Raw genomic sequence first — 17,545 nt, forward strand, 5'->3', positions numbered from 1 at the left:
CCACAAGGAATCCGCCACGCTCACTTACGACTTATTACTGAAGCAATTTCAGAACTTGGTTCGGCAACTGGTTAGCCTGGGCGATAATCGCCGTGGCTGCCTGAGACAGAACCTGTGCACGCGAGAGCGAGGCCGTTGCGCTGGCGAAGTCGGCATCTTGAATCGTCGACTGAGCCGAGGTCGCGTTTTGCGTCGATGCGGTCAAGTTCGAGATCGTCGAGGTGAACCGGTTTTGTACCGAACCGAGTTGACCTTGCAAGGTGCTGACCTGATTCAGTGCAGCGTCAACGATTTCGATGGCGGTCTGCGAGCTGGATTCCGTGGTCAAGCTCAGTTGTGCCAGCGTGCCGGTCGTCACAACCGAGAGGCCGCCGGTTGAGTTTGCAGCAACGTTCGAGAAGTCAGCCAACTCAGCCGTACCTGCAACCGAGCCGCTCAGCGCCAGCGTGTTGGCGGTCGACAGCGTGACGCTACCGAACAACTGGCCCGAAGCCGTGGACGACGTCCCGCCTGCAGCCAGTGCGGTGGTCAAACCGCCGGTGCCGTCACCTGCCGGTGCCGATGCTGCGGTGGTCGCCGACAGACCGCCGCTGAGCAGGCTCTTGGTATCGGATTGCGACAGGCTGATGTTGCTGCCGTCTGCTGCGGTCAGGATAATCTGGCTGCCGCATGCTGCGGCTTCGACGCCGGTGCCCGAGTTGTTGATCGCGAGGATCAGGTCGTTTGCGGTCAGCGTGGTGCCGCCTGCAACGTTGGTGTTGATCGTCTGGCCATTCAAGGTCAGCGAGAACGTGTCTGCAGCCGTGCTGCTGTTGCCCACAGCGGTGAAGTTGAAGGCTTGGTTGTTGGTCGCGGTAGCGTCCAGGCCGACGATGTCCGAATTGTTGATGGCTGCGGCTGCGGCGAACGCGCTGTTAGCCGTTTGACCTGCGCCCGTGCCTGCTTGTGCAGTTCCGATCGAGGTCGACTGGCCGTTGTCGTCAATGGTCAGCGTACCGCCGGCGGCCGACAAGTTGCCCGTCGAGCTCGAGTTCAGTTGGAACGTGGTGCTCGAGATTTGACCGATTTGCGAAGCTTTCACGCCCGACGAAATGTTCAGGCCCAGGGTCTGACCTGCGTCAGCGCCGATCTGGAAGTTTTGCAGACCAAACGTGCCGTCCAGCAAGGTCGTGCCGTTGAACTGGGTGGTCGAGGCGATCGTGTTGATCTGTGCAATCGCTTGTTGAGCTTCTTGGTTCAGCGAAGCGCGGTTGGCTGCAGACTGCGTGCCGTTCGAAGATTCCACGGCCAACTGGCGAATCGTTTGCAAGTTGTTCGTGATTTGGCTCAGCGCGCTCTCACCGGTTTGCGCCAGCGAAATACCAATGTTGGCGTTCGACTGTGCGGTGGTCAGGCCGTTGATCTGCGATTGCAGCAAGCTGGCGATAGCTTGACCTGCAGGATCGTCAGCAGCGCTGTTGATCTTCAGGCCCGACGACAACTGGGTGATTGCCGTGGTCAGCGAGTTTTGCGTGTTGGCCAGGTTGTTCTGGGCAATCAACGACGCAATATTGGTGTTAATTACTGTGGTCATCTGAGACGCTCCTAATTCGCGAAGTTATGCTTTCCGGCCAAACGTGCCGTATAACGTCGGCTACGCAGTTTGCTGCGCGCTTGCCACCGTTAAATAGGTTATCGGAAGCACTTCCGAAAGCTTTAGCAAAGAATTTCGATTTTTTTCGCGGTGGCTGGAGATTAATTGCCTTAGTGGGCTCAAGCGTGGGCTCACGGGGCGGCCAAGCATGGGTCCACGGGTTGGCACAAGAGCCGCGCGAGCGATCTGCGGGCATCCGATGTTGCAACGCAATGTAATGTATTAGGAAGCCCGCGCTCGCCGGCTAGGCCCATGCCGGCGGCGGGTAAGGTCCGATCGAAGTCTGATCGAGGCCGGCTCGACGCCCGATCAGGGCACGATCTCGAAGGGGCCGTGAGGCAGGCCTTTGGCTGTGCGGGAATGCATCTCGAGATAGGCGGTTTCCAGATGGTCCCGTTTGCGGGCCAAGTCGAACAACGGGAAATCAAGTTGATTGGTCAATAATTTTTGCCGCATCGCCTGCAGCCGTTCCGGGGCGTGCGCCAGCTCCAGCGCGAGTTGTTCATATTGCGCGAGGTTCGTGGTGATCATCTCGGGCAGGCATACGGCATTAAGCAAGCTGGCCGCAACGCGTCCGACGAACGCGTTGCCCAGGCAGGTCAGCACCGGCAGGCCGACCCACAACGCGTCGCTGGCGGTGGTGTGAGCGTTGACTGGCAAGGTGTCGAGGAACAGGTCGGCGAGCCGGTAGCGTGCCAAGTGGTTGGCTAGCGGCAGCCGCGGCGCAAAAATCAATCGGTCGGGCGAAATGCCACGCGCCTGCGCCTCACGTCGCAGATTGGGCGCAACCGAAGCATTGCCGTCCAGCAGCCAGAGCACGCTGCCTTCGACCTGCGCCAATAAACGCATCCAGACGTCGAAAACAAAGGGCGTCAGTTTATAGGTCTCGTTGAAACAGCAAAACACGAAGCCCGCTTCCGGCAGACCGGCTTGCGCGCGCGTGGGCGTTTCATCGGCAATCTTGCGCTTGGTATCGTTGACTTGATAGGTACCCGGCAAATAAACGATCTTCTCGCTGAAAAAGGCATGATGCTCTTCGGGCACGGTAATCCGGTCGGCGATGAAATAGTCGATGTACGGCGCGCCCATGGTGCAGGGAAAACCGAGGTAGTTGACCTGAACCGGCGCCGGCCGCGAGGACAGGATATCGGTGCGGCAGTCCCGGGTGTAGCCTTTGAGGTCGACCGCGATGTCGATCTCCAGCTTGCGGATCATTTTCGCGACTTCCACATCGGTATTGCCGGAAACATCGACAAAGTGGTCGAACGCCTGTTCGAGCCGCCGGCGAATCGGGCTGGCGTCATTGGGGCCAAACGAAAATGCGACGATTTCAAAACGGCTGCGATCATGGATTTCAAACAACTCGGCCATCAGATAGGCCGTCGCGTGATTGTTGAAATCCGCCGACAGATAGGCGACTCGCACGCGCGTGTGACCGTAGATCTCGCCTTGCCACAGCACGGGCTCGTGCGGCGGATGGCGTTTCGCCGTGTAAGCGTTTGCGCAGACCAACTGCTCGGCCGGTGAATCCGATACGGACAAGAACTGCATCGGATTGTCGGCGGCATGGCCGGCCATCAGTTCGGCGGCGATCACTGCGCGGTTGTCGTAGTACGCGCTCCAATTGCAGCAATAGAGTTGCGAGTTGAAAAGATAACCCGGTACGTAGTCGTAACCGGGCTGGCAATACAACACCGCAGCGAAGGTTTGCGCGGCTTCTTCGTAGCGGCCCAAGATGCGCAGCGCCTGGCCGCGGTTGTTCAGCGCTTGCGCAAATTTCGGATCGATCGCGATGGCCTTGTTGAAGCACTCGACCGCCTCGTTCAACAGTTGCCGCCCCACAAAGGCCAGTCCCATGTTGCACCAGGCTTTAACGTGATCCGGCGCGAGTTTGACGACGATTTGATACGCCTCTATCGCATCCATGAAGCGGTACATGGTAACCAGCAGGTCGCCACGGTTCTGGTGGGCGTTGATATGGTTGGGATCGAGCGCGGCAGCTTTGAGCAGGGCCTCTAGGGCTTCGTCATAACGGCGCAGGTTCATCAACGCCTGGCCCAGGTTGGAGTGGGCCGAGGCGTTGTTGGGGTTGATCTTGAGCGCGCGGTTTATTTTCTCGACGGCCGCTGCGTGCTCGCCGACCTGTACATCGATTGCACCGAGCAAATTGATCGCGTCGAAGTTCCGCGGCGACGCCTTCAACACAGACTGATATATAGCTCGCGCTTCCGGCAGCTTGTCTTGTCTATGCAGTTCTATGGCGCGCGCGATCTGTGCTGCGTGCACGCTGGGTACGTCCGTCTGCGAGCGAACGGCTGCTTTTTGGCTACTTTTTCGCATATATATAGTGTGTGGGTGCGGTACGGAAAGATTGACGGGGTATGGCGGCCGAATAGCAACGGGAGCTTACCGCTCCATCTCGTCATTCACCAGATGGTGATTCATGACGTAATAAGTGAGCTGCGCATTGTTTTCGAGCTCCATCTTTTCGAGCAGGCGCGAGCGGTACACGCTGATGGTCTTGACCGAAAGCGAGAGCGTCTTGGCGATATCGGTCAGGCGTTTGCCCGAGCCCAGCATGCAAAGCGTCTGGTATTCGCGATCCGATAGCTTTTCGTGCGGAAGCTGGTCGCTGTCCAGCGAAATGTAGTCGGCGAGTGCCTCGGCCATTTTCGGGCTGACATAACGGCGCCCGGCCGCAACTTGCTGGACTGCGCTGGTCATTTGAGCGGTATTCGCCGTTTTGGATAGGTATCCGGCTGCGCCTGCCTTGAGTGCGCGCACCGCGAACTGGTCTTCGCGATACATGCTGAACATCAGCACCGGGAGCCGCGGCGCCTTGCGGCGCAGGCGTTTGAGCACTTCTATGCCATTCATGTCGGGTAGCGAGATGTCGAGCAGCACCACGTCCCAATCGGCACGATCGGCTTGAGACAGCGCATCCGCGCCGCTTTCGGCTTCACTCACGGTGTCGGCTACCCCGAGGTCGAGCAGCAGCTGTTTAACGCCTTGCCGAACGATCGCATGGTCGTCGACAAGCAAAATTTTAAGCGCCATGAAGGAATGTCACGCCTGAGGCTGAAGCAGCGTTTGCCAAGGCAGGCGCGCGGACACGGTGGTCGACACACCAGGCTCGGAACTGATCTTCAGGGTTCCCCCTAGATTTCGACAGCGTTCACGCATGCCGTCGATGCCGAAATGCCCGATTCGACTCGGCGTGCCCACAGCAAAGCCGAGTCCATAGTCGGTCACGGTTACTGTTAACTGACGCAATTCGGTGGAGATGCTCACGTCGATGCGTTCCGATTTAGCGTGTTTGGCCGAGTTATTGACGGCTTCCTGGATAATTCTGAACACCGCCGTGGCGGCTTGTGGGTTCAACTGGGTGATGCGTGAATCGGCGGCGCAAACCAGGCTGGTAGCCAACCCCGTTTGGGCTGAAAAGCCGTCCAGCCATTGCCCGAGTGCGGCAATCAAACCGGCCTCGATGATAGGGGAGTGCAAATCGCTGATGACCCGCCGGCTCGCTTCGCACAGTGCGTCGTACGCTTGCTGGGTGGTGTCGAGCATGGATTGACAGGCTGGATCGGTGAGCGGCAGCCAGGCCTCGAGGCGCGCGAAAACGTATCGGAATGCGGTCAGATGGGCGCCCAGTTCGTCGTGCAGGTCGCGGGCCAAACGCTCTCGTTCCTGTTCTCGGGCGGCATTTAGCGCGGTTGACGACTGTGGGGTGTTGTGCCGCGGCTTCCGGGTGCCTGCAAGGGGCGGCGGCGTAGTATTTTTGTATGTCATTAGCCCGAGGCCCGGATCGAACCGGGTGTCAATTTACTTACTTCTGGCTTGCAAATCGGCTGACACGGTGTAAGAAAAACACCCTGTCAATTTTCAAATTTCAGACCGCGCTTTAAAGAAATCCTTGGCGATATAAAACCTAGAAAACAGCCCCGGAAAATTCTGCAAGACGCCATGGTATCCCAAAATTATTGAAGATAAATGACGTTCCAGAGGCGTGCGGCGTTTTCGCGACGAAAATATTCGTTTCATTTCTGTATTAGAAATGAAACGAAACGCGTAATCGAAGGTAATAAATTCCTACACGCCGAATTGATGCGACGGAAGAGCGCGCGACGACCGCGCGATGAAGATGCGGGGAGAAGAATAGAGGGGGCGGGCGCAGAAGTGCAAGCGGGGCGAAACGGATGTCGCAACAGTTGCGGATTTGTCCTCGTCACAAAAAAAGCGACCCGACGGGCCGCTTTTTCGTGTAACACCGGAGAACTCGATTTTTAGCCGACGAATGCCTTTTCGACGACGTAATGGCCCGGTTTGGACTGGCTACCTTCTTCGAACCCGCGCGAGTGCAGCAGTTCACGCGTGTCTTTGAGCATATGCGGGCTGCCGCACAGCATCATCCGGTCGTTTTCCAGCGAGAAGGGCGGCAGGCCAAGGTCTTCGAACAGCTTGCCGTTCTCGATCAGGTCGGTGATCCGGCCGCGATTGGCAAATTCCTGCCGCGTCACGGTCGGGTAATAGACCAGTTTCTCGCGAATCAGGTCGCCGATATGTTCGTGGTTCGGCAGCGACTGCGTGATGTATTCCATGTACGCGAGTTCGTCGACAAAGCGGCACGTGTGCGTCAGGATCACGCGATCGTAACGGTCATACACGTCGGGATCCTTGATCACGCTCATGAACGGCGCCAAACCGGTGCCGGTCGACAGCAGCCACAGCGTCTTGCCGGGAAGCAGGTTGTCGACCACCAGCGTACCCACCGGCTTTTTGCCGATGTAGACCTGGTCGCCGACCTTCAAGTGCTGCAGGCGCGAGGTGAGCGGCCCGTCTTGTACCTTGATACTCAAAAACTCGAGGTTTTCCTCGTAGTTGGCGCTTGCCATGCTGTAGGCCCGGATCAGTGGCTTGCCTTCGACGTCGAGGCCCACCATCGTGAACTGCCCGTTGTCGAAACGAAACGAGGTGTCGCGGGTACAGGTGAAGCTGAACAGAGTATCGGTCCAGTGGTGGACGGACAAAACGGTTTGCTGGTTCAGGTTGCTCATGGCTTGTGGTTGATCGAACAGCGATGGCTAACAAATGCTTAGCCTGGAGTTAAATAAAGCGCACAGGACGACACACCACCCTGCTTATGAATCTGGTATTTTACCTCACTGAGAAAAACCGTGCGCAATAGGCCCTGCTGCCGTAAGGTTCTGCCTTGCTTATGAGGGATCGTGGCGATCGCGCTACGACGAACTCTATACGCGCGCACTTAGCCGATCATTTAACATTTACCTGCTGATTTAGCTCCCCACGTGCCTTCATCTCCGTCTGCCGCACCGGTTGTCTCGACGCTAGGGTCTGCCTTATTGAGCCAACCCACGAGCCAACTCACTAGCCAACCCGGCCAACCCGGCCAACCCGGCCAACCCACGAGCCAACCCGCAGGTCAGGTTGTTTCACAAGTCGCCGCATCGCCCGCCGATGGGCTCGCTGCGCGCGAGGCCGCCTGTCTCGCGGCGTTGAGCGGGCAACCGGATCTGTCCCGGAACTTGCTGCAGCTTGCGGAAATCAGGCTGGAACAGCGGCGTTTCGATGTCGCGGCGGCGCTTGCGCGCGCTTGCCTGGCACTGCCCGATGACGTTTCGCCGCAGTTCGAGCCGGGCGCTGCGGCCGGCGTGCTCGGCGTGGCGCTAAGCCGAGCCGGCCAGTACGCCCAGGCGGTCGAAGTTCTGGAGCCTGCGCTCGCACAGAATCCGCAGGCGCTCGCAGTGCGTCTGGCGTTGGCGCGAGCGTTGTTGGTGCAAGATCGGATTGGGGATGCGGGGGCCTTGTTCGAATCGGCTGTCGATGGACTCGCCGGCGCCGAGGCGCGTTGCGTACACGGGCGCGTATTGTTCGCCGCGAAACAACCGCTTGAAGCGCTGCGGGCTTTTGAAGCCGCACTTGCGCTCACGCCCGGTTATGGCGAGGCGTTGGTCGGGCGAGGTTTAGCGTTGATGGCGTTGGGACGCTCGGCCAGCGCGTTGGTCTCTTTAAATGAGGCGGTGACGGCCGCACCCGAGGACCCGGAGCCAGCCAGCGAACTCGGCTTGGCGCTGGGCAGGGTGGGTTTTTTGAACGAAGCGGTGAAATGGTTCGAGCGGGCGCTCAAGATCGATCGTCACTACGCGCCGGCCTATCGTTATATGGGCAATGCGCTGACCATGATGCGCCTGGACCGCGAAGCGTTAGTCTGTTTGCGAGAGGCACGGCGCCTGCGCCCCGACTGGAATGAAGCATGGCTGGATGAGGCCGGTTTACTGTTGCGCGCCGGCCGCTTGCAGGAAGGCTGGCAAGCCTATGAGCGTCGCCAGTCGGCAAGCATGGCGCGACGACTGGCCGGCGACCATTACTGGCTCGGCGACGCCGACCTGACGGATCAGTCGATTATCTTGATGGCGGAACAGGGGCTGGGGGATACGCTGAACTTTGTCCGCTACGCGCCCCTGATCAAGGCGATGGGTGCGGCTCGGGTCATCGTCGAGGTGCAGCGCTCGCTATTGCCGTTGATCGAACCGCAGGCGCAAGCATGGGGCGTCGAGGTGATCGGGCGAGGCACGCCGCATCCGCCCACGCAGTGGCAAACCCTGCTGCTCAGCCTGCCGCATGCCTATGGGACGAAAGCGTCGACGATACCGAGCGGTGTGCCTTATCTGAGCGTGCCTGCGCTGTATCGCGAAAAATGGCGCGATGCGTTGGGGCCGCGCCGCGGCATGCGCATCGGTTTGGTGTGCGCAGGCAACCCGCATTATCCCGACGATGCAATCCGCTCGACTCGGCTCGAGGTGTTCAAACCGCTGCTCGAATTGGCTGGGGTGGAATGGGTGTGGTTGCAGCCGGATATTCGACCCGGAGATCGGGCAACACTGGACGCGTATGCGCAGGTCAATCGCATCGGCGAGTCCTTTACCGATTTCGCCGATACGGCCGCGGTGGTGGAGCAACTCGATCTGGTGATTTCGGTCGACACCTCGGTCGCTCATCTGGCGGGTGCGTTGGGCCGGCCGGTGTGGATCCTGATTTCGTTTCTGCCGGACTGGCGTTGGATGCTCGATCGCGAAGATACGCCGTGGTATCCCAGCGCGACGCTGTTCCGGCAGCCGGCTTCGGGAGATTGGCCGGGCCTGCTGCAAAACGTACTGACCGCGTTGCAGGCACGGCTGCTTTCTGCTTCGGCGTCGGCGTCGGCGTAGGACTCGGCATCGGCATCGGCTCGGCTTCAGCGTCACCATCGGTATTCCTGCCGCCATCGTCCTTGCCAGCCAGTTGATCAGGGCAGCCGCAGCCGCGCCATGTAAGGCAAATGATCGGATAGCCAGGCGGTCTTCTGGCTCGGCACCAGCCATTCGACCGGCGTGAGTCCGCGCACCAGCATTTTGTCCAGTGCCAATGCCGGAGAGAAGGACGGAAACGTACGGGCTTTGCGGCCGAGCGCGGCAGCCACTTCAATCAATCCGATGGTGCCGAATAGCGGTCCCGAATCGTTACGCCAGTCGTTGAAGTCGCCGGCCAATATTAGCGGCCCGCTGGGGGCTTCGCGCACGATCCACTCCGCGATCCAGTGCATTTGCCGCAGACGCGCTGCACGTGTGAGGGCCAAGTGTGCGCATAAGAGCGTGATTTGCTGATCGGCAAATTTGACCGTCGCGACCAACAGGCCGCGCTGTTCGAAGCGATGCGCGGAGATATTCCAGCGCCCGCCCAGATCGAGCGGGTGCGGCGACAGTATCGCGTTGCCATGGCGGCGCGAGCGTTTGATGACGGTGTTGCCCAGTGCGAGTTGCAGTTTGAGCGAGGTCGCGATGTCGGTGGCCTGGCAATTCCATAGCAATTCGCTGGCCGGCACCACCGGTTCTCCGCGAGCGTCGGCGCGCCATGGGGTCGGTCGTTGCGCTTCGGCTTCTTGCAAAAAATAAGCATTGGCCGGATTCGTGTGCAGCCAGTGGCGCATCGCGCTCCAGGCCTGCAGGCCCAGCGGCGAACGACCTTTGTGCAGATTCCAGCTGACCGCGACAAAGTCGCGCGCGTTGTCCTCGGGATCGTGCTTTCGATCATGCTCGGACTCATGCGCTGCCTCATGCATTTCGTTCTGCGCTTCGTTATGCGGTAGGTTCGGTGGCGACGTCATCGCTTACACCTCATTGAGTTGGCGATGTCGGCGCAGCCAGCATCGCTTTGATGCGATAAACGAGCGACGGGTCGTGCTCGATAACAGTCCAGCTCGTCCAACTGCCGTCGGTGCGCACAGTTAGCCCCGGATGGCTGGCCGACACGACTCGCGCCTCGGGAGGCAAGCTGCAACCGCTTGCGCTTGGATTCGCGACGGGATCTTCGATCATCTCGCGCGTATCGATGGCAAAGGTGATGTCGTCGGCACCCAGGTGTATCGGCGAGAGCGTGATCGTGCGCGTCAGCTTGAAGCCGGGTGCGATCGGGTTGCCCGCCGGCGGCGGGCAATTCAACACGTGCTGCACCGTGTGCGATGCACTCTCGGTACGGGCTTGGCCCAGGCTTGTGACGTCCTTGAACTGATCGACGGTCTGACCTTGCTCGACAACGTCGAGTTCCCATTGAATCGCGTTCTGGGCTGCGGCGGCCCAAGGCGCGCCGGCCATCAGCAGGGCGCCGATGAACCCGTGCAGCACCGTTTTACCGAACACTGCCCGACGGCACTCAGTTATGGCGCTGAGATCAGCTATGGCATTGAAAAATGTGACGACCGGATCGTGGCGTCTGGGTCGGTCTATCGTCATGCTGACCTCACGAGGTTGAAAGCCTGTTTTGGAAAGTCGCGGCTCTCAATCCAGAAAACGAGTGAAAGCTTCGACCGGATCGCGGCTGGTTTGTAGCGTATTTTCGAGCGCGTCATGGGCGGCGTAACCGAGCGCCATGCCGCATACCACCATCTCGTCGTCGCCGAGCGAGAGTTCACGCGTGAGAACCCGGTGAAACTGGGTAAAGGCGGCTTGCGGGCAGGTGTCCAGGCCCTCGCCGCGCGCAGCGATCATCAGGTTCTGCAAAAACATGCCGTAGTCGAGCCAACTACCTAGCTCGAGCCGGCGGTCGATGGTGAAGACCAGTCCAACCGGCGCGTCGAAAAAGCGAAAGTTGCGCGCGTGCTGGGCATGCATCCGTTGCTTGTCGGTGCGCCCTATGCCCAGCAGTGTGTAGAGGTCCCAGCCGACTTTGCGTCGCCTTTCTATATAGGGGGAAAACCAGGTACGCGGGTAGTAGGCGTATTCCTGCACATAGAGTGCGTCGCGTTGGGGGTCGTCATACGCTTTGAGCAGTGCGGCGACCACACGCTGCAGGGTCTGGCCGCTCAGGACATAAACTCGCCAGGGCTGGGTATTGGTTCCGGACGGCGCGCGGCTGGCCAATTCAAGCAGCGCCTTGATGCGGGCTTGCGGGATCGGATCGGGCTTGAAGGCACGCACCGAGCGGCGTGTCGCGATGGCGTGTGCCACGGGGTTGAGGTGGTACGCCGCGGCTTTATGGGGAGATGACTCGGCGATGGAGGTCTTATCGACGGGCGCCTGAGTGGCTACATGAGCCGTTGCATGAGCGGTCGCCTCAGCGTATGCCTGAGCGATGGATGCTGCAGGTAGGGGTGCCTCGGCGATAGATGCGTCGTCATACACGGCGCCGGCGGTCGGGTCAGGTGCTTGCTCGGGCCGAGCGCCGGACCGGTTTGCGTTCATTCAGTCGGGCACTGCAAGTTACAATCGTCGGGGTCGGCTGTTTTGAAGCTTTTCTTGCGTTTTTGGTCGGCGATCGCTTGTTTTTGTTCCGCAACTGAGCTCGATGCCGCGAATTCAAGTTGCGGATGCGCTTGAAGTTGCCAGTCGGGGGTGACCAAGCCGCCGGGCGTACCGGGACGATATTGTGCGAACGCCCCGGTGCTGCACACGAGCAAACCGCATGCAAGCACGGTCAGAGTACGATGAATCATGAATTCCTCCAGCGAATAACTAGGCGCACCATGCGTCGCCTCTGATTTTACGCGAGCTTGGCACTGGATGGGTTACAGCAACCCTTAAGGGTGCTCGCGACAGGTGGTCGTCACGACGCGAGCGGTTGCCATGGTGGCGTGGGTATCGGTGGATCGGTGGATCGGCGGTGGTAATTATGGCCCGCACTTGAATGGATGTTCCAATTGTATGGATGAAATCGACGTAGTGGTGATCGGCGCCGGCGTTGTAGGGCTGGCGGTGGCTCGCTCGTTGGCGCTGGCGGGCCGAGAGGTGTTGGTGCTCGAAGCGGCAGCGATGATAGGCACGGGTACGAGTTCGCGCAATAGCGAGGTCATACACGCGGGCCTGTATTACGAACCGGGTTCGCTCAAGGCGCGCCTGTGCGTGCGCGGGCGCGAGCTGCTGTATGCGTATTGCGACAGCCATGGTGTGGCCTATCGACGTTGCGGCAAACTGCTGGTTGCAACAACGCAGGAGCAAATTCCCAAGCTGGCGGCGATCGAAACGCAGGCGCGCCGCAACGGCGTGTCCAGCCTGCGGCATCTGAGTGCCGAACAGGCGCGCGCGCTGGAACCGGCGCTGCATTGCGTGGCGGCTTTGCACTCGCCCGACACTGGGATCGTCGATAGTCATCAGCTGATGCTGGCCTTGCAAGGCGACGCTGAGGCGCATGGCGCGATCTGCGCGTTTCGAGCGCCGGTGCAGCGCATCGAGCGCGAGGCGGATGGCCGGTTCAGGATTGAAGTGGGTGACGATGCCGCAGGCGGTGTGGCCGAGCCTGCGGGAGAGCCTGGGGCCCGGTCCGGATCGCAGTCCGCGTCAGCGTCCGGGTCACAGCACGGGTCAGAGCAAGATGTCCAGCCCTTCATGTTACGCGCGCAGCACGTGGTGAATTGCGCGGGCCTGCAGGCGCAGGCGGTGGCCAGCCGGATCCAAGGGCTAGCCCCACAGCATGTGCCGCCGCTCTACATGGCGCGCGGCAATTATTTCAGTCTGTCAGGCCGCTCGCCGTTCGACAGGCTGATCTATCCGATGCCCGACGAGGCGGGGCTAGGCGTGCATCTGACAGTCGATCTTGGCGGGCAAGCTAAATTTGGTCCGGATGTCGAGTGGCTCGATACCGTCGATTACCAGGTGGATCCGCATCGAGCCGACAGCTTTTACGCGGCGATACGCACTTACTGGCCTGACCTGGCCGACGGCGCGTTGCAACCGGCCTACGCCGGGATACGACCGAAATTGGTCGGGCCTGGGCAGCCCGCGGCGGATTTCATAGTGCAAGGTGAGCTCGAGCACGGCGTAAAGGGGCTCCTCAACTTTTTCGGCATCGAGTCGCCCGGTTTGACGTCGTCCTTGGCGCTGGCGGAATACGCGACGGCACGGCTCACATAAGCGGCGGCGTCTCGTATTCCATAAGCCGCGGCGTTGTGCTCTTAAGCTGCGGCGTGGTGTCCTTAAGCCGCGGCGTGGTGTCCTCAAGCCGTGGCATCGTCCACTTAAGCTGTGGCGTCGTGCATTTCAGCCGCGGCGTTGCCTACTTAAGCCGCGGCGTTGCGTACTCAATCAGACCGATAGCCGCACGTTGCGATCAGAGGTTTTGCACGAGAAATTGCAGCGTACGGCCCAGCGCCAAAGCCGAAGCCTTTTGCTGATAAGCGCCGCGATCCCAGCAGTTAAAGCCGTGGTCCGCACCGGGATAGACGTGGAACTCGGCGTTTCCGTGGCTCTTGAAGGCGGCTTTGACCTGCTCCACGGCAGACAAGGGAATGTGGCCGTCGTTCTCGGCATAGTGGAACAGCATCGGCACCTTGATCTTGCTCGCGACATCGAGCTTGTCCTGAATGCCGCCGCCGTAATAAGGCACGGCAGCATCCACCAGCCCTTCCGATGCAGACAAATAAGACATGCGGCCGCCGAAGCAATATCCGATTGCCGCGATTTTGCCTGTCACCTCGGGCCTGCTGCGCAGCGCTTTGGCGGCCGCCGCGGCGTCGCTGAGTGTGCGTGCGGGATCGAGTTGTTGCATGAGTGCGATGGCGCGGCTCATGTCGGGCTCGGCATAGCCCAGCTCGATGTGCGGCTCGGCGCGCCAGAAGACATCGGGTGCCAGCACCACGTAACCGGCCTGTGCGTATTGGTCGGCCACGCCGCGAATATGGCTATTTACGCCGAAAATCTCTTGGAACAACAAGATGCCGGGACCTTTGCCGGTCGGCGGCAACGCCAGGTAGGCCGGCATGGTGCCGCCATCGGCAGCAACATCGATCCAGCTTGAACGTACGGTCATTGCAATTTCCTCGCGAAGGGTTAGGGGGTCAGTTAGTGTGCCATTGTTCAGTTAACTTTGTCGGCGGCCTCTTTGACCGGTGCAAAAGAAAGCGCTCGCAAACCCTGATTGACGTTTGCAAGGTTCGGCAGACATGCTTGCGCCTATCAAATCGAGTGGAGTAACGGCTTTTAAAATTCCTCACCACAACTTTATTTGACGCCGTACACTTCGCGCAGATGTTCGCGGGGTCCGTCAAAAACGCGAAACCGCGATTGTCGAAAAGGCAGTACATACATGATGTACGGCTGCGGATGTAATCCCGATTGAAGTCGACGGAAAATATCCGCTGGGGCGTGACCCAAAAACTTTGCGCACGAACTTTGGAACCGAAACTGGAGAGTTACATGGATAGCAAGCTTCACAAACTTCTGCCGATCGCCGCTGCAGCTATGCTCTGCGCAGGTTTTGCATCGCAGGCATCGGCGGACCAAGTAGTCAAGATTGGTCACGTTGCTCCTTTGACGGGCGGTATCGCTCACCTGGGCAAAGACAATGAAAACGGCGCTCGCTTGGCCATCGAAGAAATCAACAAGAAAGGTCTGACAATCGGCGGCCAGAAGATCACGCTGGAACTGGACGCACAAGACGATGCAGCCGACCCGCGTCAAGCCACGCAAGTCGCGCAAAAGCTGGTGGACGATAAGGTCGTCGCCGTGGTGGGTCACTTGAACTCGGGTACGTCGATCCCCGCGTCGAAGATCTATAGCGATGCCGGCATCGTTCAGATTTCGCCGTCGGCCACCAACCCGACCTACACGCTGCAAGGCTTCAAGACGACCTACCGGGTTGTGGCGACCGATGCTCAGCAAGGCCCGGCGCTGGCCAACTACGCATCCAAAGGCCTGAAAGCCAAGTCGGTGGCAATCGTTGACGATGCCACCGCTTACGGTCAAGGTCTGGCCAACGAGTTCGAAAAACAAGCCAAAGCCAATGGCGTGACCGTGCTCTCGCACGACGCGACCAACGACAAGGCGGTGGACTTCCGCGCGATTCTGACCAAGATCAAGGGTGAGCATCCGGACGTGATCATGTACGGCGGCATGGACGCTACCGGCGGCCCGTTCGCCAAGCAAGCCAAGCAACTGGCGATCACCTCGAAGGTGCTGGCGGGCGACGGCGTGTGTACCGACAAGCTGTCGGACCTGGCAGGCGACGCGACCGACAACATCATTTGCTCGATCGCCGGTATGCCGCTGGAGAAGATGGCCGGTGGTGCTGCATTCCAGAAGCGTTATATCGCGCGTTTCAACCAACCGATCCAGATCTACGCACCGTTCACCTATGACGCTGTGTACATCATTGTCGATGCAATGAAGCGTGCCAACTCGACCGATCCGGCGAAGATCCTGGCGGAAATGCCGTCCACGGACTACCACGGCGTGCTGGGCGAAACCCAATTCGACTCCAAGGGTGACCTCAAGCAAGGCGTGATCTCGCTGTACGACTACGTTGGCGGCAAGCAAAAACTGCTCGACATCGTCAAGATGTAATAGCGGTTTAAGTTGATCGAACGGCGCGTGCCTTCCGGGCACGCGCCGTTTTTGTTTGAGTTGCGTCTTTTTGCCGCATGCGCCGCCGCTACCAGGGCTGCGACCTAAGCCAAGCGAGTTGGGATCGATTCAACAGCCCAATGTTGCGCGCAATGCGTCCACCAGATACCGGCAAATTGCTATCCTAGGATTTTCGATCGCGTCGCGCTTGCCCATCGAATGGACGGCCGCTCAAATACGACATCACGCCATGCTGATCGCCCCTGAACGCGCTCCACCTCCTGCATCAAAGCACGTACTGCGCCCTGGCGACGCATGCGCGAGAACCTGCCGGATACCCGTACCCGACAGTGCTGCCGTTTGCATGCGATACAGCGCACGTGCCGCTGATCCTGGCGAGCGCGTTATCCGAGCACGCCCGCAATCTGCAAGCCGATTCCAGGGCCGGTCTCGTGGTCTTTACCGGGCCTGACGAGGACGTGTTGAGTGGTGCGCGCTTGACCTTGGTGGGCGAATTTCTGCCCTGTCAGCCAGGCGCCAAGACGCTCGCACGTTACCTGCGTTATCAACCTGATGCGCAGCGCTATCTGGACCTGGGCGATTTCGCCTTCTACCGACTAAAACTGGAACGCATGCGGTATATCGGCGGTTTCGCCACCATGGGTTGGATTACTGCAACCGATTGGGCATCACTTGCACTGCTCGATGAAGAAAACGAAGCGGCGATTACACAGCGGCTCGCGATCGGGCTGAGGGCCGAGGTTGCCGTGTTGGGAGTGGATTACTTTGGTGCGGATTTGCGAGTCAATCAGGCACGTGTGCGAATCGCGTTGGATGAGCCTGCCGGCGATGCCGATTTGTTGACCCAGAGACTGATGGTTTTGCTCGCAGATTACTATCAATAACGCCGGAAATAACCCTGGACGGGTCATTTCTCAAAATAATTAGCCTGACAAATTAGACAATTCGCATACGGATTCGTCCGCATACCGAGCAATCATTTTAAATAAGTATTTAATAAGCGGCGATTTTTGTCAGTCCGACGTAGTTGACATTATTGGCGCAGGATTTTTGTAATAAATCTTAATAACAATGAATAGGCTCTCGTAGGGGAAATAGAATAAGTTAGCGCAACCATACTCAATGCTTGCCAACATCTGCAGGTAGATTTGTCAAATAGGCTCGCGCAAAACGCGACCCGGCCACGGTCCGCCCCCAAAACTTAACTGCTTTCTCAAAATGAAAATGAATCGTTTTGACAAATGTCAGTAAATGACAAACCTGCTTTGCGTCGTCCAAAAATCGATCTATACCGTCTTTATGATATTTGAATGATATGTTAGAGTACGCTCGCGATCGCAATGGAAGGGACAGTGGATTCCCGTCCAGCGAGAATGCCGTTTTGATATCAAGGAGTTAATTTACACCATGTCATCTTATAAAGATCTTCTGATTCAACGTGAGCATCTCGAAAAACAAATCGAGCAAGCGAAGGAAAAAGAATTCAACGCCGTTGTCGCAGACATCAAGCAAAAGATGTTGGACTACGGTATCTCGGCAGTCGATTTGGGTTTGGCGCGCGCAGGCAAGGGTGTAAAGGGCCGGCCGCGTGCTGGAGTCGCGCCTAAGTTTCGCGATCCGCTGTCCGGTAGCTCGTGGTCGGGCCGGGGAAAACCGCCCAAATGGATCGCCGGTAAAAATCGCGACGAATTCCTGATTCAGAAATGATTTCCGATGGTAGGTCAGCGACGGTACGTCAACGACAGTAAATCAAGGACAGCAGGCCAGTTATTCCTCCATGCCTGCCGTCGCTTTCCTGCCTTGCAAGCACTTCGTTCTTCGCTTCATACTCGATTTTTTGTTTTCAACGAATTGTCGTTGCGACGGGTTGTTGCGGCGAACCGCTGCCACCGCCCGCTATCGTAGTTGCTGTTCGCTCCCTCCCGAACCGCCTCCGGCACACCTATCCCATTCTCCAATTTATTGAACGCGAATGCGTCGCGTTATCGTAAGCATTTGATTTAAATGTATTTATTGTGGGAATTACGCGGTGAAACCGCGCTTGCGCCTACAATTAGATCGC

At 58.9% G+C, this 17,545-nt stretch carries 15 protein-coding genes; 5 read left to right on the top strand and 10 right to left on the bottom strand.

Annotation, left to right across the window (positions count from 1 at the left end):
- Positions 1–34: 34 nt before the first annotated feature.
- The 5 genes from GSQ77_RS28190 to GSQ77_RS28210 form a co-directional block, all read right to left on the bottom strand.
- Positions 35–1,573, bottom strand: a complete 1,539-nt coding sequence (locus GSQ77_RS28190; protein WP_158907315.1) for a flagellin — start codon at positions 1,571–1,573, stop codon at positions 35–37.
- Between the two features lie 369 nt (positions 1,574–1,942).
- Entirely contained in the window at positions 1,943–3,919 is a 1,977-nt protein-coding gene (locus tag GSQ77_RS28195) for a tetratricopeptide repeat protein (RefSeq protein ID WP_158907317.1), read from the bottom strand.
- Between the two features lie 120 nt (positions 3,920–4,039).
- Positions 4,040–4,690, bottom strand: a complete 651-nt coding sequence (rqpR, locus tag GSQ77_RS28200; protein ID WP_158907319.1) for a response regulator transcription factor RqpR — start codon at positions 4,688–4,690, stop codon at positions 4,040–4,042.
- Positions 4,691–4,699: 9 nt separating this feature from the next.
- Positions 4,700–5,311, bottom strand: coding sequence for a sensor histidine kinase (locus tag GSQ77_RS28205; protein ID WP_158907321.1), 612 nt, complete (start codon positions 5,309–5,311; stop codon positions 4,700–4,702).
- A gap of 608 nt (positions 5,312–5,919) precedes the next feature.
- The gene (locus tag GSQ77_RS28210; RefSeq protein WP_158907323.1) at positions 5,920–6,690 is read right to left on the bottom strand and encodes a ferredoxin--NADP reductase; all 771 of its coding nucleotides are present in this window, start codon (positions 6,688–6,690) and stop codon (positions 5,920–5,922) included.
- A gap of 306 nt (positions 6,691–6,996) precedes the next feature.
- On the opposite strand from GSQ77_RS28210, the gene GSQ77_RS28215 reads away from it, so the two are divergent.
- Entirely contained in the window at positions 6,997–8,862 is a 1,866-nt protein-coding gene (locus tag GSQ77_RS28215; RefSeq protein ID WP_158907325.1) for a tetratricopeptide repeat protein, read from the top strand.
- A gap of 77 nt (positions 8,863–8,939) precedes the next feature.
- On the opposite strand, the gene GSQ77_RS28220 is transcribed toward GSQ77_RS28215, so the two are convergent.
- The 4 genes from GSQ77_RS28220 to GSQ77_RS28235 form a co-directional block, all read right to left on the bottom strand.
- Positions 8,940–9,797 (bottom strand): endonuclease/exonuclease/phosphatase family protein, encoded by an 858-nt coding sequence (locus tag GSQ77_RS28220; RefSeq protein ID WP_254067867.1) that lies wholly within the window; start codon positions 9,795–9,797, stop codon positions 8,940–8,942.
- Positions 9,798–9,807: 10 nt separating this feature from the next.
- The gene (locus GSQ77_RS28225; RefSeq protein WP_158907327.1) at positions 9,808–10,329 is read right to left on the bottom strand and encodes a hypothetical protein; all 522 of its coding nucleotides are present in this window, start codon (positions 10,327–10,329) and stop codon (positions 9,808–9,810) included.
- A 138-nt stretch (positions 10,330–10,467) separates the two neighbouring features.
- On the bottom strand, positions 10,468–11,184 hold the full coding sequence (locus tag GSQ77_RS28230; protein ID WP_254067882.1) for a nitroreductase: 717 nt from the start codon (positions 11,182–11,184) through the stop codon (positions 10,468–10,470).
- 182 nt (positions 11,185–11,366) lie between these two features.
- A complete protein-coding gene (locus tag GSQ77_RS28235) occupies positions 11,367–11,621 on the bottom strand; it encodes a hypothetical protein (RefSeq protein ID WP_158907331.1) in 255 nt (84 codons plus the stop codon).
- A gap of 208 nt (positions 11,622–11,829) precedes the next feature.
- On the opposite strand from GSQ77_RS28235, the gene GSQ77_RS28240 reads away from it, so the two are divergent.
- Positions 11,830–13,035 (top strand): NAD(P)/FAD-dependent oxidoreductase, encoded by a 1,206-nt coding sequence (locus GSQ77_RS28240; protein ID WP_158907333.1) that lies wholly within the window; start codon positions 11,830–11,832, stop codon positions 13,033–13,035.
- 196 nt (positions 13,036–13,231) lie between these two features.
- Here the strand turns inward: GSQ77_RS28240 and GSQ77_RS28245 are convergent, their stop codons facing one another.
- Positions 13,232–13,930 carry a dienelactone hydrolase family protein gene (locus GSQ77_RS28245; RefSeq protein ID WP_158907335.1) on the bottom strand — a complete coding sequence of 233 codons (699 nt, stop codon included), beginning with the start codon at positions 13,928–13,930 and terminating at the stop codon, positions 13,232–13,234.
- Positions 13,931–14,316: 386 nt separating this feature from the next.
- Here GSQ77_RS28245 and GSQ77_RS28250 point away from each other — a divergent pair, with 386 nt between their 5' ends.
- From GSQ77_RS28250 to GSQ77_RS28260, 3 genes are all read left to right on the top strand, one after another.
- Entirely contained in the window at positions 14,317–15,462 is a 1,146-nt protein-coding gene (locus tag GSQ77_RS28250; protein WP_158907337.1) for a branched-chain amino acid ABC transporter substrate-binding protein, read from the top strand.
- 281 nt (positions 15,463–15,743) lie between these two features.
- A complete protein-coding gene (locus GSQ77_RS28255) occupies positions 15,744–16,367 on the top strand; it encodes a HugZ family protein (protein ID WP_301951191.1) in 624 nt (207 codons plus the stop codon).
- A 523-nt stretch (positions 16,368–16,890) separates the two neighbouring features.
- The gene (locus GSQ77_RS28260) at positions 16,891–17,190 is read left to right on the top strand and encodes an H-NS family nucleoid-associated regulatory protein (RefSeq protein ID WP_158907339.1); all 300 of its coding nucleotides are present in this window, start codon (positions 16,891–16,893) and stop codon (positions 17,188–17,190) included.
- Positions 17,191–17,545 lie beyond the last annotated feature (355 nt).

The sequence above is a fragment of the Burkholderia sp. L27(2015) genome, assembly GCF_009765705.1.
GTDB lineage: Bacteria > Pseudomonadota > Gammaproteobacteria > Burkholderiales > Burkholderiaceae > LMUX01.

Coding starts and splice junctions, on each gene's coding strand:
- GSQ77_RS28245 (WP_158907335.1), bottom strand. CDS start 13,930: ATGACCGTACGTTCAAGCTGGATCGATGTTGCTGCCGATGGCGGCACC.
- GSQ77_RS28210 (WP_158907323.1), bottom strand. CDS start 6,690: ATGAGCAACCTGAACCAGCAAACCGTTTTGTCCGTCCACCACTGGACC.
- GSQ77_RS28190 (WP_158907315.1), bottom strand. CDS start 1,573: ATGACCACAGTAATTAACACCAATATTGCGTCGTTGATTGCCCAGAAC.
- rqpR (WP_158907319.1), bottom strand. CDS start 4,690: ATGGCGCTTAAAATTTTGCTTGTCGACGACCATGCGATCGTTCGGCAA.
- GSQ77_RS28220 (WP_254067867.1), bottom strand. CDS start 9,797: ATGACGTCGCCACCGAACCTACCGCATAACGAAGCGCAGAACGAAATG.
- GSQ77_RS28240 (WP_158907333.1), top strand. CDS start 11,830: ATGGATGAAATCGACGTAGTGGTGATCGGCGCCGGCGTTGTAGGGCTG.
- GSQ77_RS28235 (WP_158907331.1), bottom strand. CDS start 11,621: ATGATTCATCGTACTCTGACCGTGCTTGCATGCGGTTTGCTCGTGTGC.
- GSQ77_RS28260 (WP_158907339.1), top strand. CDS start 16,891: ATGTCATCTTATAAAGATCTTCTGATTCAACGTGAGCATCTCGAAAAA.
- GSQ77_RS28250 (WP_158907337.1), top strand. CDS start 14,317: ATGGATAGCAAGCTTCACAAACTTCTGCCGATCGCCGCTGCAGCTATG.